Source organism: Enterovibrio nigricans DSM 22720, assembly GCF_900167155.1.
Classification (GTDB): domain Bacteria; phylum Pseudomonadota; class Gammaproteobacteria; order Enterobacterales; family Vibrionaceae; genus Enterovibrio; species Enterovibrio nigricans.
The window spans coordinates 1-14,837 of record NZ_FUXU01000089.1; the positions used below are offsets into that span (position 1 = coordinate 1).

General features: G+C 45.1%; 15 protein-coding genes and 1 pseudogene. 11 read left to right on the forward strand and 5 right to left on the reverse strand.

The annotated features are described in order from the left end of the window. A pseudogene (locus tag B5D35_RS19960) lies at positions 1–203 on the reverse strand (IS4 family transposase); the annotation flags it as partial. Positions 204–590: 387 nt separating this feature from the next. Here B5D35_RS19960 and B5D35_RS19965 point away from each other — a divergent pair. Further along, positions 591–1,859 (forward strand): mechanosensitive ion channel family protein, encoded by a 1,269-nt coding sequence (locus B5D35_RS19965; protein WP_078754262.1) that lies wholly within the window; start codon positions 591–593, stop codon positions 1,857–1,859. Positions 1,860–1,934: 75 nt separating this feature from the next. Here the strand turns inward: B5D35_RS19965 and B5D35_RS19970 are convergent, their stop codons facing one another. Beyond that, positions 1,935–2,468, reverse strand: coding sequence for a GNAT family N-acetyltransferase (locus B5D35_RS19970; RefSeq protein WP_332870402.1), 534 nt, complete (start codon positions 2,466–2,468; stop codon positions 1,935–1,937). Positions 2,469–2,903: 435 nt separating this feature from the next. On the opposite strand from B5D35_RS19970, the gene B5D35_RS19975 reads away from it, so the two are divergent. Then, complete coding sequence (locus tag B5D35_RS19975) at positions 2,904–3,287, forward strand: DUF4156 domain-containing protein (RefSeq protein ID WP_078754264.1); 384 nt, start codon at positions 2,904–2,906, stop codon at positions 3,285–3,287. Between the two features lie 85 nt (positions 3,288–3,372). On the opposite strand, the gene B5D35_RS19980 is transcribed toward B5D35_RS19975, so the two are convergent. Beyond that, positions 3,373–4,557, reverse strand: a complete 1,185-nt coding sequence (locus B5D35_RS19980) for an aminotransferase-like domain-containing protein (protein ID WP_078754265.1) — start codon at positions 4,555–4,557, stop codon at positions 3,373–3,375. A 107-nt stretch (positions 4,558–4,664) separates the two neighbouring features. Between B5D35_RS19980 and B5D35_RS19985 the strand changes: the two genes are divergently transcribed. Further along, on the forward strand, positions 4,665–5,534 hold the full coding sequence (locus B5D35_RS19985) for an AraC family transcriptional regulator (RefSeq protein WP_078754266.1): 870 nt from the start codon (positions 4,665–4,667) through the stop codon (positions 5,532–5,534). 69 nt (positions 5,535–5,603) lie between these two features. Here B5D35_RS19985 and B5D35_RS19990 read toward each other — a convergent pair whose 3' ends face one another. Together B5D35_RS19990 and B5D35_RS19995 are read right to left on the reverse strand one after the other, a co-directional pair. Next, positions 5,604–7,346: a carbamoyltransferase family protein gene (locus B5D35_RS19990; RefSeq protein WP_078754267.1), complete on the reverse strand. Its 1,743-nt coding sequence runs from the start codon at positions 7,344–7,346 to the stop codon at positions 5,604–5,606. A 296-nt stretch (positions 7,347–7,642) separates the two neighbouring features. After that, entirely contained in the window at positions 7,643–8,098 is a 456-nt protein-coding gene (locus B5D35_RS19995) for an RNA-binding S4 domain-containing protein (RefSeq protein WP_078754268.1), read from the reverse strand. An 871-nt stretch (positions 8,099–8,969) separates the two neighbouring features. Between B5D35_RS19995 and B5D35_RS20000 the strand changes: the two genes are divergently transcribed. The 8 genes from B5D35_RS20000 (at position 8,970) to phnP (ending at position 14,825) form a co-directional block, all read left to right on the forward strand. Then, a complete protein-coding gene (locus tag B5D35_RS20000; protein WP_078754269.1) occupies positions 8,970–9,269 on the forward strand; it encodes a DUF6916 family protein in 300 nt (99 codons plus the stop codon). Between the two features lie 208 nt (positions 9,270–9,477). After that, positions 9,478–10,278, forward strand: coding sequence for a molybdate ABC transporter substrate-binding protein (gene modA / locus B5D35_RS20005; protein WP_078754270.1), 801 nt, complete (start codon positions 9,478–9,480; stop codon positions 10,276–10,278). 1 nt (position 10,279) lies between these two features. Further along, positions 10,280–10,972: a molybdate ABC transporter permease subunit gene (modB, locus tag B5D35_RS20010; protein ID WP_078754271.1), complete on the forward strand. Its 693-nt coding sequence runs from the start codon at positions 10,280–10,282 to the stop codon at positions 10,970–10,972. Continuing rightward, positions 10,969–12,066, forward strand: coding sequence for a molybdenum ABC transporter ATP-binding protein ModC (gene modC, locus B5D35_RS20015; protein WP_078754272.1), 1,098 nt, complete (start codon positions 10,969–10,971; stop codon positions 12,064–12,066). Before modB ends, modC begins: the two co-directional genes overlap by 4 nt. Before the next feature lie 193 nt (positions 12,067–12,259). Next, positions 12,260–12,691: a hypothetical protein gene (locus B5D35_RS20020; protein ID WP_078754273.1), complete on the forward strand. Its 432-nt coding sequence runs from the start codon at positions 12,260–12,262 to the stop codon at positions 12,689–12,691. A gap of 145 nt (positions 12,692–12,836) precedes the next feature. Beyond that, the gene (locus tag B5D35_RS20025) at positions 12,837–13,289 is read left to right on the forward strand and encodes a GNAT family N-acetyltransferase (protein ID WP_078754274.1); all 453 of its coding nucleotides are present in this window, start codon (positions 12,837–12,839) and stop codon (positions 13,287–13,289) included. A 152-nt stretch (positions 13,290–13,441) separates the two neighbouring features. Further along, positions 13,442–14,017, forward strand: a complete 576-nt coding sequence (locus B5D35_RS20030; protein ID WP_078754275.1) for a BCCT family transporter — start codon at positions 13,442–13,444, stop codon at positions 14,015–14,017. A 61-nt stretch (positions 14,018–14,078) separates the two neighbouring features. Beyond that, positions 14,079–14,825, forward strand: a complete 747-nt coding sequence (phnP, locus tag B5D35_RS20035; RefSeq protein ID WP_078754276.1) for a phosphonate metabolism protein PhnP — start codon at positions 14,079–14,081, stop codon at positions 14,823–14,825. Positions 14,826–14,837: the final 12 nt, after the last annotated feature.

The window sequence follows — 14,837 nt, forward strand, 5'->3', positions numbered from 1 at the left end:
GTATTGCCAAGCAAACGGTCGACACGCTTGATGGCATGTTTAGCGGTGGTAATGACGTTCAGAGAGCGGCCAAGTTTAGTGAGCGTAAGGTCCGCCCCATCGAGTGAGGATTGCGTCGCAAGTATCAGAGAGTGAAGCCGTTTTTTATGAATAGTGGGACACTGATTTTGTAGAGTATCTTGTAGAATTTGAATATCGCGCATCGTTCATCCCTTTTGGTGGAATGTGGTTTTTGGCGAAATTCATTAGATCAAAAGGGTCGGTGCGCGTCTTTCTCATTGTTTAGAAAAGGAATTTTGAGGGGATTCGCTAGGGAACGGCGTATGGGTAAACCTTGTTACCGAGGCTATGAACGCAGGGCCCGAGCGGACAGAAGGGATATAAGAAAAGTCGATGAGTATGTATAGCAGCGTATTATTTTCTTCGTACTCGCTGACATCGCACTTTCATTTCAAGATACCTCATCATTTCTTTCATTTTGCAATATCGCACTGTCTGTATTGGCAATAGCCACCTGTATCAAAACTATGCACGCAAGTCACGCTGTAACTGCTAGGCTCATTTGAACTGAATCTAGGAGAATTTCGCACATGGATCATGGTGTACGAAAGTATGTGACGGACAAGCTTGCATCGATGGGTGTAAACAGCGACCCATATGGGGTAGAGCCGACGTTAATTTTTATTCTCGCTTCTGTGGGTGTCGCCGTCGTTTGTTATCTGCTGATACACCGTGTGATAGTGCGATCTGTCAATGTCATTATCAGCAAAAACAAAGAGTCATGGGGAAAAAGCCTCACTAACCATGAAGTCTTGGAGAAAATTGCAGCAACGGTTCCTGTGATGATCCTTGACGTATTAGTCCCTCCGATACTGACACACCATCCATTGCTTTCGACAACAACCGATCGTTTGTTGGGCGTTGGTGTGTTGGTTATGTTTGTGTGGGTATTGTTCTCACTGCTTGATGCGCTGGATGAAATAGCCCATAAAAAAGGCGTTACGAAACGGCTTCCCATCAAGAGCTTCATTCAACTTATCAAGCTGTTTACCTTTATCGTTGCCATTGTCCTGTCTGTTTCCATTCTGGCAGATGAATCGCCCATCATTTTCTTGAGTGGGTTAGGGGTTGCGACCGGTCTTGTGATGCTGGTGTTCAGAGATACGATTCTTGGCTTCGTCGCGGGTATCCAGCTATCAGCTAACAGAATGGTCAACCTTAACGACTGGATCGAGATGGAAAGCTATGGCGCGAATGGTTCTGTCGAAGAAATCTCATTAACGACCGTTAAAGTGAGGAACTTCGATAATACCGTAACCATGTTGCCGGCATATGCATTGGTGCAAGGCGCGTTCATTAATTGGCGTTGTATGTCGGAATCTGGTGGGAGGCGAATTTATCGTTCGGTGTACATCGATGTCACCTCTATTCGGTTTATGACGGAGGACGAGATAGAAGAGCTGAAACAGGTTCGCATACTTCGTGAGTTCCTTTTTGAACGCGACAAAGAGATTAAGGAATTCAATGAAACGTTTGAGGATGTTCATCATGTCGCTAATCTCAGGCACATGACCAACATCGGTATTTTTAGGGCATACCTATCAACCTACCTTCGCGCTCATAAGAATATCCATAGTTATATGCTCTCAATGGTACGCCAGTTGCAACCCACACCAGAAGGTTTACCTCTTCAAATTTATGCGTTTACGAACAATACAGACTGGGTGTTTTATGAAGGCGTACAGGCAGACATTTTTGACCACATCTATGCCATCATGCCTTATTTTGGTTTGAGACCGTTTCAAGCATTTGGCGGTAATGATGCAAAAAATATTGGGTGTTTAACCAAGCCAGAATAAGGCCTTATAAGGTGCTGCTGAGTTGGCGTTAGCGACGCTCCGGTGCGGGAGTACACACTCTCAGCAGCGTTTGTGTTATTTGAATGATTTAGTCACGAAGTGATGACTTGATATGCGAAATTTTTCGCGCTGGTAGAAGCGGTGGGCTTTAAAACGTTGTACACCGGAATCAAGGTGCAATTGATCAAAGCCCTGATTTTTGCAGCGTATTTTGAACCAGTCGAGCAAGAGTGTTCCAACACCGTTATTTCGTGATGACTCATCAACCACCAAATCGTCAATATAGATGTATTTACCCCAGGATAACTTTTCGCCTTCGAGGAAACCGGCAACGCCTAATATGCGTCCTTCTGATTCAACGTAGACAAGCTGATACCCAGACTCTCTTTGTTTTTTGATTTGCGCTAGCAGCGATTGTGGGGTGAATTGTGGGCGCAATTGAATAAGCAGATCCAAGACTTTTGGAATATCTGCATCTTGGTCCAAAAACGTGACGTTCATGGTTTCCTCAATAAAGGTGTGAATTGAAAGCTGAGGCGAGGGCTGCCGGGCATAGGTGTAAAATTCACCTTCGTAGGGTACACCCGGCAGCGTGTTCGATAGCGACACGATATCAGCTAACTTTCTGAATAACCGCGATTAACTGCAAGTAATTTAGTCAAAAAGTAAAGAGTATGCGGGAGCTAACCATTCGCAAGTTTGGATGTTGACTATATGCTTAATTTGGTGTTGTTCAAGCTAAAAAAATACGTGATGGATATCAATAATTACAAAGGGTTAAGTGTTGTTAATGTTAGCGAAACTAAGCAAGTTTGTAGGCGAGAACCATTGGTGTTCGCCACTAGGCACTTTGGCCTGATATACCGTTATGATTAACAAATGGGAAGGCGATCATTTGTCGGTCGTTACGGTTTTCGCGGCAATTAACGCGCTAAATAGCGGCTCCTCGCTCGTTTAGCTAACACTAGGTTATAGTTTCTCTTGATTTTGTGAGTCTTAAAGATACACTTCGCGCCGTTTTACTTCTGTTGAGATGCATAGTTAATGAAAAAAACGTTAGTTTGCCTTGCTGCATCAGTCTCGTTGTTGTCTGGCTGTGTAACCTTTCCTACACAAGAATCGAACCAAGTCGATGTGATTTGGGATGACACTCAGGCGATCCAAGGCTGTGAGTTAAAAGGAACAGTCATCGGTTCTGAAGGTCATTTTTATGATTACTGGTTGCATGCTGACAAAGATATGGTTTGGGGAACACTGAACCAAATGCGTCAGAAAACGCATGAACTTGATGGTAACGTGCTTTATCTGTACCAACCTTTGGGCTTCTCTAGCTCGGTAACAATGTTTGGCAACGCGTATTCGTGTGATGTGATCACTGAAAATGCTGTTCAAACTATTGATGCTGAAGTGGTTGAAACCTCACTTTAAAAAGTACTGAATCATCTAATAATTAGAAAGGCCTGACACATATTGTCAGGCCTTTTTACTTTTATTCGTGATATCTGTTTATACACTACTCAACGTCGACTAAATCTGCCTTGTTGGGTGATAGTTGCTTCTCTAACCCCTGCGCGAGGCGTTTCACTGCGATCTTCAGATCATCAGGTTTAGCATTGGTGAAGTTCAGGCGAAGCGCTGATTTTGCTGTGCTGTGATCAGCATAAAAAACAGGGCTGGGAACAACGGCAACACCGTTCGAAAGCAGTGACTTTGCCAGTGCAAATGTGTCACAGGTTGGGAGTGTTACCCAGACAAACATGCCGCCATCAACCTCCGTGACAGCACAGCCATCAGGAAGTTGCGCTACTAGTTCGGCATACAATACGTCGTAACGGGTTTTGTATAGCGCTCGGATGGATTCGATATGTTGGTTAAACGCTTGATGCTTTAACAGGCCGAGCAGTAAGGCTTGCATCGGGACGCTGGAATGCAGATCTGCACCCTGTTTGATTTTCACCAGTGGTTCCAGATAATGCTTTTGGCCTGTGACGATGCCGATTCGAAGTCCGGGAGAGGCAATTTTCGAGAAAGATCGAAGAACAATAGAATGCTGAGGACAAAAATCAGAGACGAGAGGAAGGGCATCACCCGTAAAGCGAAGTTCCCGATAAGGCGCATCTTCAATCAGTGCAACGTTGTATCGAATACAAAGTTCGGCAACTTTTTGTCGGGTAGGCAACGACCAACTAATGCCGGTAGGGTTGTGAAAATCAGGGACGGCATAAAACATTTTTGGTGCGTCATTAGAAAAACAGGCTTCTAGTGCGGCGAGATCCGGCCCTGTCTCCGTTTGCGGCACAGAAAGCATGTTTGCCTGTACCAACCCAAATACCTGCATTGCACCCAAATAGCTAGGTGCTTCCATCACGACTTTATCGCCGGGATTGACGTAAGCGCGCGCAATAAGATCCAGACCTTGTTGCGAGCCGGTACACACCATTGCAGAGTGTGTGTCAGGTAGCTGATAGTACTTGCGAAGAAACGCGAGTAGCGGACCATAGCCCGCAGTTTCTCCATATTGGAAAACCTCTGGCATGTCAGCCAGCTGCCCAAGCATCGGCTTCATTAATTCGATTGGGAACGTTTGTTCATCAGGCAGACCACCCGCAAGTGAGATGACATTTTTATCTGAAGCGGCGGCGAGAATTTCCCGAATATAGGAAGAGGGGATTTGTTGAAGCGAATGCGCGATGTCCATATTGATTCCTGAGTACACCTTCTATGAAGTAAAAGATACTACTCTTAGTTGTCAGTAATGAGATGTCCATTTATGCTATTGGATATGTCCATTTATGCTGTTTTACTATGATTTCTCAGCGCATATCTCGCATCAATGATGTGTTGTATCACATCCACAAAGACATAAGCCGTGATCTTCCTGCCAAAGAGCTAGCAGAGGTAGCGGCCTATTCAGAGCATCATTTTCATCGCGTATTTAAAGAAGTCGTGGGAGAGCCTCTCCATCAGTACATTCGCAGAACAAAAATGGAATATGCGGCCAATCAGCTCATGTTTGATCCGCATTCTTCTGTGTTGGAGGTCGCAAGTAAGTGCGGCTTTAACTCAGTGTCTTCATTCAGTCGGGCATTTAAATCGACCTTTGACGTTTCCCCTGGGGCGTGGAGAACGCGCGATCTTCAAACAGAGAATAAACACTATTTGACTGATCCAGAAGTCGCGGCGGGTTATCACCGAGTGGCGCAGCATGTATTACCAACACCAAAAATCCTCGACGTACCAGAACGGTTTGTCGCTTACATACGGCATACGGGGTATAACCGAAGTATTAAAAATGCGTGGCGAGTATTGTCGGCATGGGCAAAAAGCGAAGGGAGAGACGACCAACTACAATTTGGCTTGCATCATTCTAATCCCGCATGGGTGGCGTTGGAGCAATGCCGATACGTTGCGTGTATTGAAATTGATCAGCCAATCAAGGTGCGCGGTGTGGTGAATCAATTGATGATACCGGGCGGGTTGCATGCGGTGTTTCACCTGACCGGGATATATGGCGAGTTACTTCCTCAAATCAGTAAGATCCTAGAACAGTGGCTTCCCCATTCAGGCTTCAAGCTTGGTTCTACACCCGCTTACGTACATTATCAAAAAAACCACTTCCTGAATGACAATGAACAATTCGAGTTGGATTTTTACCTGCCAATTGGTTTTTACTGATGAAAAAATCCGCTTCTGATCAACGTCAGAAGCGGAACTATGTAGATAAAAACACAGCCTAACGTGAGACTAGACGGCGGGCTTGGTAAACACGTATTGGCCAATGACGAGTATTTCGATATCAGTGGTAAAGAAGGTCATCACTGCGTCATTGAGGCTAGAAACTATCGGTTTGCCCATAACATTAAGGCTAGTGTTGATGATAACGGGCACGCCAGTGATCTTTTCAAATTCCTCAATCAGTCGGTACACGTGAACGTTACGTTCTTTCGTGACAGATTGCAGTCGGCCTGTGTTATCTGCATGGCATACCGCCGCGACGGTTTCGCGAACGAGGGGTTTGAAAGTGGCCACTTTTTCCATGTAAGGCGTATCGTGGTAGTTTTCAAAGTATTCGTCACCACGATCTGCAAGGATCATAGGAGCAAAAGGGCGGAAAGGTTCGCGGAATTTTACCGCTGCGTTGATTTTTGTTTTCATCTCCGCCGTACGTGAATCCGCTAATATTGAACGATGTCCTAATGCGCGAGGGCCAAATTCTGCGTGGCCTTGCACCCACGCAACAACAGAGCCGTTGGCCATTTTGTCCGCAACAAATGGGTAGAGGTCTTCCCATTCCAATTTCTTCGCGGATGTGATGCCACTTTTCTCGATAAAGTTTTCAACTTCTTGCTCACTGATGGCATCGCCCAAATAAGGCGATTGATTGATGTTTTTAATTTCTTTCTCCGGAAAGTCCTGCTTTACAGCAAGCAGCGCGGCACCGACGGCGTTACCATCATCACCCGGTGCACAGGGAACAAAAATGTCTTTGAAAGGCGTTTTTTCAATCACGCGACCATTGAACGAGGAGTTCAGTCCACACCCGCCGGTGATCACGATATTCTCCATGCCTGTAATGTCGTGTACATAGGTCAAAACATCGCCCATCATTTCGCTGAAATGGTATTGTGCAGTGAAGGCGATGTCCGCGGACTCTTCTGGGAATTGGGCATATGGGCGGGCGTACTGACGCAGTGCTTTGAGTGCTTCAGATGAACCTTCGGGCAGCACGACGTAGCCGTCTTTGACGGTGATGTGCTTGCGAAATAATGCCAGTACTTCTTCATTGAGTTTGCCATAAGGTGCGAGTCCCATGACTTTCCATTCTTCGCCTGAGTCCATCGCAAACCCACACAAACGGCAGACCGTCACGCCGTAAAATATGCCTAGACTTGCTGCAATCTGGTTTAGCTCACCAGAAAATTCAGGTTTAGGGAGTTTCTCTAATTGATTATTTTTATAAATGAAAATGGACTGTGCGGAGTCTTCTGCATAACCGTCCATCACCAAGCATGCTGCTTCGTCGAAAGGACTAGAATAACAGGCAAATGCTGCATGCGTTGAGTGGTGGTCGAACTGACGGGTATCCGTTTTAAGATTTAATGCCATCGACGCGCGTTTAGTGCCGCCACCGGCCATTTGAATGTTTGGAAGGAAAACCTCATTCATATTAGACATTTGAACGTCAAGGAAAATGGCAGCAACGTCGCGGTATGCTTCATCATAGTCTTTCAACGAAATGCGCTGAATTTCTTGCGCCATTTTTTGTGGCGTATCTTCTGGCCATGATTTGCAAATGGTCAGTTGTGTCGCTTCTGGTGCGTATTGTTTAATGAGCCGAATGATTTTATGGGGTTGATCGGGCGCAAGGCTAAAGCCTTGCTTTGTCTGTGTATCCCTTTCAACGGCTTGAGCGTATAAAACCTGCCCGTTGCTGTTTACAAGAGCTAATGCGTTGTCGTGTCCGGTGCAAGATATCCCTAAGTACATATTTACCTCTTCTACTTTCTATTATTGTCTTGAAATCTGGATGCTAACGCGCGAAGTAAGAGGCGTCCAAAGTCCAACAGGTATGCGCATCGCAAATTTGCACGGACAGATTGGTTATTGGGTGGGATTGTTTAAGTAATTGGACTCGTCGCGCAGCAGTCTTGCAACGCAATGTCATGTGGCACTTTTACAACTATTGCCAAATCACGACCTCATTTGGGAAGGTGTGTTTTGCTTGAATGCAAGGAGTTATCGGGAGGAAGAATATTAAAAAACCACCCGTAGGTGGTTGATTATTAGAATGAAATGACGCGTCGTCCTGAGCTGGATCTCGGCGTTTCTTCTACGTCTTTTTTAACAACCTGAGTAGGCGGGTTTGACGGCTTAGCCTTTTTCTTTTCTTTAGCGTTTTTAGGGCTTTTCTCTTTCGCTAGCTTCGCGGTTTCTTTAGGCGCTTCAGTTGCTTTTGGTGCTTTTGGTGCTTTTGGTTTTGGCTCAACGTGTACAGGGGGCGTGTCGCAAAGCACAACATAAAACTCTTCGTTGAAGGCAATGACGTCGCCATCATAAACTTTCCGTCTTTTACGGTTTTCTACTTCCCCGTTTACAACCACATAGCCTTCACTGATCGCGGCTTTTGCTTCACCACCACCGCTCACTGCGTTGGCGATTTTCAGCACTTTGTACAGCTCAATCGGCTGACTGGATACCTCAATACCGAGGGCTTCAACTTCGAATTCTTCGTGCGACATTTTTGACTGCCAATGATCAATGTTACTTATCGTTGGAGTTTATACGCAAACAGGTGCTAGTGACAGTGATATTAAGCGTCATACTTGCCTTGTAGGCAAAGTACCCTCGTTGTTATTTCGTGGAGGCTTGATAGCACAAAAACAAAGGTCTACAGGCGAACCGCCGTTTTTTCATATGCATTAAGTTGAAATGTGATCTCTCGAACATAAGTGAGGCGAGAATCGCTTGAAACTTGAAATTTAATGTAATAAAACTAGATTCAACGTGATGACGAACGGAACTTGTTCCAATATCGAGAGTCATATGTTTGTTAGCTTTTGCACAAATGAGTAAAACACTCATGTGAAGTATCCTCACGATGATTTAGAGGAAACCCGCCAACAGTAAGGCATCGCAAAAGTCTAACGTCTTTTAATCTATCAGGAATGTTACGCGTGGCAGGTGCAGTGAAATGCACGCTACGGCTATTAACCTGACTAAAAAAAGAGGTGTTATATGAATAATAAAACCCGACGCCAGTGGTTCTACCATCAAAATAAATCACAGAAATTGCGTCCAATCAAACTGCGTTAATCGCTAAAATCCAGAAACGCCAATTGGCGTTTCTGGTAAATCACCCATACCTCCCTTCGAAAATCCCCATCTAAAGCACAAAATATCTACCTAAAACCCAAAAATCTGACTTAAACGGAAAAATATTGAGGCAACTGTCAGAAATTTCTGCATAAATTCAGTTTGAAGCGCCACTTATAGCTAGACTCTAAAAAGTTGTTGCTCGTAGGCTGGCATTGAGTGGTCGTTGGTCTCTTGCTTTGTGAATAGGGGAGTCGCGTGAGCGTCAGTACCCAAAACGCTGGTCGGGAGAAAAACATGAATGTTTTGTCTTGGGAGAACATCTCCAAGCTAGCTGGGCAGACGGTTCAGCTGATTGATGGCGCAGAGAATGAATATGACATCCTCTGTGAAGATGTGAAAGAGTTAGACGGAAATGGTACATCAACAGATGGCCGTTTAGTCGAGCACTATAGCATTATTCTTTCTGCCCCTGAGGGCGTTGAATTTCCACAAGGAAACTACCTGATCTCCCATCACTCAATGGGACAGCAAATTTTGTATATGCACCCTGCGGGCGATCGCCGTTATACCGTCACCATTAACACCGAAGCCTGATTATACGTACGTCAGCAGTGACAAAGCCAACGCTGCTGGTTGCTCAGTTTTTATTTGTTACCCCCTCTTGGTACACACCCATTCATTGCGACATTTAAATTTGGGCATAAAGCCAGCAGATAGCACGCTAGAGGTGTGAATATATAACTGCCTACGCAATTTCGTTGGTATGATACCTGCTCTATGTGGTGTAAAAGTTAGGGAGCGTATGCGACGTATTCTTCGTCAAATTTCGAGCACATGTGTATTATTCGTCAGTCTTCTATGCTCGAACATCGCTGCAGCTAACGACAACATTTTGGTATTTGCTGCCTCATCGATGACCACAGCGCTGAACGAAATTGTGATGCAGTATGAAGCAAAGACCGGAAACAAAGTGACGGTTTCTTTTGGTTCATCTTCTGCGTTAGCGCGTCAACTCGCCTATGGGGCCCCTGCCGATATTTATATTTCCGCAAATGAAAAATGGATGGATTATGTCGAGGAACAGGGTGTTGTTGATGTATCTAGCCGCACTGATTGGGTTAGAAACGCTTTAGTGCTGGTGGCTGACAAATATGTCACTGAACACGTTGAGTTAACTTCAGCATCCCTCGTCAGTACATTGGGCAGTAGTCGTCTTGCGATTTCAGATCCTAATCACGTTCCTGCTGGCATATATGGAAAAGAGTCTTTAGAAAATCTGAATCTCTGGTCTTCGATAAAAAGCAAGCTTGCGCTCTCAAACAGTGTACGTGCCACGCTTGCATTGGTAGAACGTGGCGAGGCGCCATTAGGGATTGTTTATTATTCAGATGCCGTTGCTTCTTCAAACGTTATCTTGGCGGCAACATTTCCGGAAAATTCACACGCACCGATCGTTTTCCCAAAAGCGATGACAACGCAAGCAAAGTCTGGCACAGAAGCATTTTATCGATATTTAGACAGTGAGGAATCACATCGTATATTGGTGAAAAATGGTTTTATACTCCCACAGCAAGTTAACGAAGAAAGTGAGGGTATTTATTGAGATGGTGCTGACTCCACTTGAATGGCAAGCGTTGCTGCTTAGCTTGAAGATATCGTCTGTTGCAGTTGCAGTGAGCCTGCCATTAGGCATCGCGCTTGCTTGGTTATTGGCAAGGCGAGACTTTGCGGGCAAATCCTTGTTGGATGGTCTGATTCATTTACCATTGGTTCTTCCTCCTGTAGTCATTGGCTATATGCTTCTGGTCGTCATGGGACGACGGGGCCCGGTTGGAAGCTGGCTATTTGATACCTTTGGCCTTACTTTTTCGTTCAACTGGAAAGGGGCTGCGTTGGCGTCTGCGGTGGTGGCTTTTCCGCTGCTCGTCAGGGCGATTCGTCTCTCTATTGAATTGGTAGATAAACGTCTTGAGGCTGCAGCAAGAACGCTTGGAGCTTCGCCAATACGCGTGTTCTTCACTATTACACTTCCTTTGATTACTCCGGGTATCGTTTCTGGGCTGGTGTTGGCATTTGCTCGAAGCCTTGGTGAGTTTGGCGCTACCATCACCTTTGTGTCGAACATTCCGGGTGAAACTCAAACCATTCCATTAGCTATGTTTGCTTTTATTGAAACGCCGGGTGCAGAACAAAGTGTCGCGAGACTTTGCATTATTGCAATCGTGATTTCCTTATTGTCTTTGTTTGGCTCTGAGTGGTTGAGTCGTCGTATGAAGCGGAGGATGGGGTTGCAATGATTGAACTCAATTTTCAGTTGGCGCGGGCGGCGTTTTCACTCACTCTGGATGTCACCATTCCTTCGTCTGGAATTACCGCTATTTTCGGGCGATCCGGCGCGGGAAAAACCTCCGTAATCAATGCGATTTCCGGTCTAGACACTCCCAACAGTGGTGTTATCCGAGTTGGTGATAAGACACTGTTCGACAGCCGAAGAAAGATAAATCTTGCTCCTGAAACGCGTCGAGTTGGGTATGTGTTTCAGGACGCACGTCTTTTTCCGCATCTTTCAGTAGAACGAAATTTGAAATACGGTCAACGCAAAGGAAACCGTGACAACGTCGAAGAAGTGACGGCGTTATTGGACATATCGCATTTATTGAAGCGTCATCCCTCTGAACTGTCTGGTGGTGAAAAGCAACGGGTGGCGATTGGACGAGCACTCTTGTCAGATCCTGAGCTTTTCATCATGGACGAACCAACCGCATCATTGGATGGCCCTCGTCGGCAGGAACTTATTTCATACCTTCTAAAAATGACAAAAGCGCTTAACATCCCTGTGATATACGTGAGTCATAGTTTGGATGAAATATTGCAGTTAGCAGATCATATGTTGTTACTGGCTGAAGGTCGCGTCGTCGCTAATGGTGCGCTACATGATGTTTGGGGCTCAATGCATATGCGCCCTTGGCTGAATGTAAAAGAGCAAAGTGCGCTAGTTACCGCCAGTGTGGTAGGAAAACATCCGCGTTACGCTATGTCTCAGCTTAACTTGGAAGGAGAACAACTTTGGGTGCCAGAGGTGGGAGAAAATCCCGGCACGTATTTAAGGTTGCGTGTTTTTGCTAATGATATATCCATTGTCAAAACGAGGCCTTGTGACACCAGTATTCGAAATGTAATCCCGTGCACAGTGGAGAATATTTCTGCATTCAATGACCAAGTTGGCTATCGTCAGGTGAGCTTGAAGGTAGGGAAAGAAAGGCTCTTGGCAAACGTTACAGAGTGGGCGATCGATGATCTGGGGCTCACTCAAGGTGATAAGGTGTTCGCACAGTTGAAGGGCGTCAGTGTTGCGAAAAGTGATTTTGCACAGAGCCATAGCAATTTCTGACAATTTACCTGCGCAACAACCGTTAAAGTTCAGTAGAATCGGCCGCTAACATAGATGGCACATAAGTTATCTGAAATTTTTCAGGTAGTTTGGACATTTCAGAAAATGTATTACAAGAAGCAATATATTTCTTTGGGTGAGTTGGAAGCTCGTATTGAGTGAAAGGCCCAAGGAGAGTATTTAGGAGGAATGAATGTTTGCTTGGCTAACTGGCTTGTTTAAGAGAGAGTCGCTCAAGTCTACAGATTGGGTGAAAAAGCTTATGCTAGCCAACAAAACGGGTAGTTACGGCAAATACAGAGAGTATTACGACAAACACGTTGTTCGAATCCATAAGTCTTATCACAATGACTTCAATCGATTTGAGCGTTTTGCTATTCAAAACTACAAAAAGAATGATCAGCGTGCATTTATGGCAATAAAAACAGCCATGTATGCGCATAAAACCGGTCAGATTAAAGTCGCAGCGTGTTTGACCGCCTCTGTTGTGAATTACAACAAAGTGTTAATAGAAAACCGTGATATTCAATTGCATCCTCGTTTAGTGAGAGCCGCTATGTCGCTACACAAGCAAATAGTGGAAAGTCACGCTAAGTCTAGAAAGAGACAACTTGAAAGAGCCTGAGTATTCAGGCTTTTTTTATACCTCTACGAAACCAAAGTACGAAGCTGACCAGCGAGCCTTTGCGGCAAGGCGAAAGCCAACCATGTATCGGGAAGACGTCCCCTTTCTTTCCGTATAGAAACGCAATTTAGGGATTGAATTGAGTATGGACTACCTCGTTAAACTGTATGAAAACGCGTTCTTGGACAAAGAAACTGGGACGAGCTCTTTTCGGATACGTAAACCTATAGGTCCGGAAAAAGCTGCAGTGATCCATTGGATTAGCGATCATTTTAATACGCGTTGGGCAAGCGAGGCAGAAATGGCATTGCTGTCATGCAATAGCCTGTTTATCGCTATTGAAGAGAAAAAGATACTCGGCTTCGCGTGTTACGATGGAACAGCAAAAGGTTTTTTTGGCCCTTTAGGCGTAGACCGTTGTGTGCGAGGGCAAGGTGTTGCTGAAGCGCTTGTAAAGGCGACACTTGTAGCAATGAAAGGGGAGGGTTACGCCTATGCCATCATTCCAACAAAGAGTGAGCGTTACTACCAAAAGTTTTTAGAGCTCATTGAAATATCTGGTTCTGAGTTAGGAATCTATAAAGATATGGTTGAATGAAATGTCAATAAAATCAGTGGCATTCCTATGTAATGAGGTATTTCTCGTTGTTGGGGTGATTGAAATGTAATTAGAGTTCGAATGAAAAAGTGATGGAGTTCACAAAGAGGAACTGCTAAGGTGCCGCCCCTCACGTACTTTGTGAGAGCACAATGACTTTTAAATTACTACTCAGTGAACGAAAACTGACATCAACGTTAACTATCGGCTTTTTCGTGTTGTTTTTGTTTGCAGCCCTGATCGATCTTTCCACGTTTTCGGAAATCATTGCCCAACTTTCTTCTAAAGCTTCTGCCACGTTTGGCCAGTTCTGGCAGTGGCTTATGCTTGGTAATCTCATCCTCGCACTGGTGATTGCTTTTTCAAAAGCCGGTTCACTTAGACTCGGCTCTCTGCCTCACGCAAATATCAGCGGTTTCAGGTGGCTTTCCATGATCATGTGCACCTTGCTTGCTGGCGGAGGTGTGTTCTGGTCAGCGGCTGAACCAATCTTCCATTTTATTTCTCGCCCACCAGCCTTCAAAGGGACATCTGATACGGAATTTGCAGTCGTTCAACAGGCTTTGGAGCAAAGCTTTCTGCATTGGGGCTTTTTGGCATGGGCGATTTTAGGAACGCTAGCGACAATCGTGCTTATGCACTCAACACCTCATAGTTTGTTCAATTATATAGCTATTGAGTGTCTAGAGAAGCGGGGTCTTACCATTGGTCTGGTGAGCAGACGTTAATTTAAATAATCATAAGTAAGGTGATAAACCTTACTTTTTCTGTTTTATCAGGGATAGATACATGCTCAAACTAACCTTGCTGGGAACGGGGGCTGCCGGGGGCGTGCCTCTTTACGGCTGTGAATGCCTCGCATGTGAGAGGGCAACTCGGCATCCAACTTTTGAACGTAAGCCCAGCTCAGCCATGGTTGAATGGGGAAGAAGCAGCGCACAAGAGCGTTTGATTATTGATGCTGGTCTTATGGATTTGCACGTTCGTTTTCCTGCGGGAACGTATAAAGGGTTTTTACTTACCCATTTTCATGTCGACCATGTTCAGGGCTTTTTCCATATGCGATGGGGAAAAGCAGAATCAATTCCCGTTTGGTGCCCGGATGATCCAATCGGTTGTGCAGACCTTCTCAAACACCCGGGTTGCTTAAGGTTTCTACCCGAACTGGTTCATGGTGAAACCTTTACGATCAATGGCCTTAAAGTTACACCACTGGCAATGAAACATTCACGTCCAACGTTTGGATATCTCCTTGAGTACGGGACGAAAACCATTGCCTATCTAACAGATACGGATGGTTTGCCTGCACAAACAATGGATCTCCTTCTTGCTCAGAAGCGTTTGAATGCACTTGTATTGGATTGCAGTTTTCCGCCAGGTCATGAGGGAAGCAATCATGGTGATATTGAAAGTGCTAAACGTATCCATGAACGACTAAACCCAGATGAGCTTATTATCACGCATGTTGGACATGATATGGCTTTGTTGCTTAATTCGGTTGGAAGACATGGCAGCCTAAAGTTGTTCGGTTCTTAAGCAATATACTGA

What these genes read in the sequence shown, in the direction of transcription:
- B5D35_RS20025 (WP_078754274.1), top strand. Translation starts at nt 12,837, where the DNA reads ATGGACTACCTCGTTAAACTGTATGAAAACGCGTTCTTGGACAAAGAA.
- B5D35_RS19975 (WP_078754264.1), top strand. Translation starts at nt 2,904, where the DNA reads ATGAAAAAAACGTTAGTTTGCCTTGCTGCATCAGTCTCGTTGTTGTCT.
- B5D35_RS19965 (WP_078754262.1), top strand. Translation starts at nt 591, where the DNA reads ATGGATCATGGTGTACGAAAGTATGTGACGGACAAGCTTGCATCGATG.
- modA (WP_078754270.1), top strand. Translation starts at nt 9,478, where the DNA reads ATGCGACGTATTCTTCGTCAAATTTCGAGCACATGTGTATTATTCGTC.
- B5D35_RS19990 (WP_078754267.1), bottom strand. Translation starts at nt 7,346, where the DNA reads ATGTACTTAGGGATATCTTGCACCGGACACGACAACGCATTAGCTCTT.
- B5D35_RS20030 (WP_078754275.1), top strand. Translation starts at nt 13,442, where the DNA reads ATGACTTTTAAATTACTACTCAGTGAACGAAAACTGACATCAACGTTA.
- modC (WP_078754272.1), top strand. Translation starts at nt 10,969, where the DNA reads ATGATTGAACTCAATTTTCAGTTGGCGCGGGCGGCGTTTTCACTCACT.
- B5D35_RS19985 (WP_078754266.1), top strand. Translation starts at nt 4,665, where the DNA reads ATGATTTCTCAGCGCATATCTCGCATCAATGATGTGTTGTATCACATC.
- modB (WP_078754271.1), top strand. Translation starts at nt 10,280, where the DNA reads ATGGTGCTGACTCCACTTGAATGGCAAGCGTTGCTGCTTAGCTTGAAG.
- phnP (WP_078754276.1), top strand. Translation starts at nt 14,079, where the DNA reads ATGCTCAAACTAACCTTGCTGGGAACGGGGGCTGCCGGGGGCGTGCCT.
- B5D35_RS19980 (WP_078754265.1), bottom strand. Translation starts at nt 4,557, where the DNA reads ATGGACATCGCGCATTCGCTTCAACAAATCCCCTCTTCCTATATTCGG.
- B5D35_RS20020 (WP_078754273.1), top strand. Translation starts at nt 12,260, where the DNA reads ATGTTTGCTTGGCTAACTGGCTTGTTTAAGAGAGAGTCGCTCAAGTCT.
- B5D35_RS20000 (WP_078754269.1), top strand. Translation starts at nt 8,970, where the DNA reads ATGAATGTTTTGTCTTGGGAGAACATCTCCAAGCTAGCTGGGCAGACG.
- B5D35_RS19995 (WP_078754268.1), bottom strand. Translation starts at nt 8,098, where the DNA reads ATGTCGCACGAAGAATTCGAAGTTGAAGCCCTCGGTATTGAGGTATCC.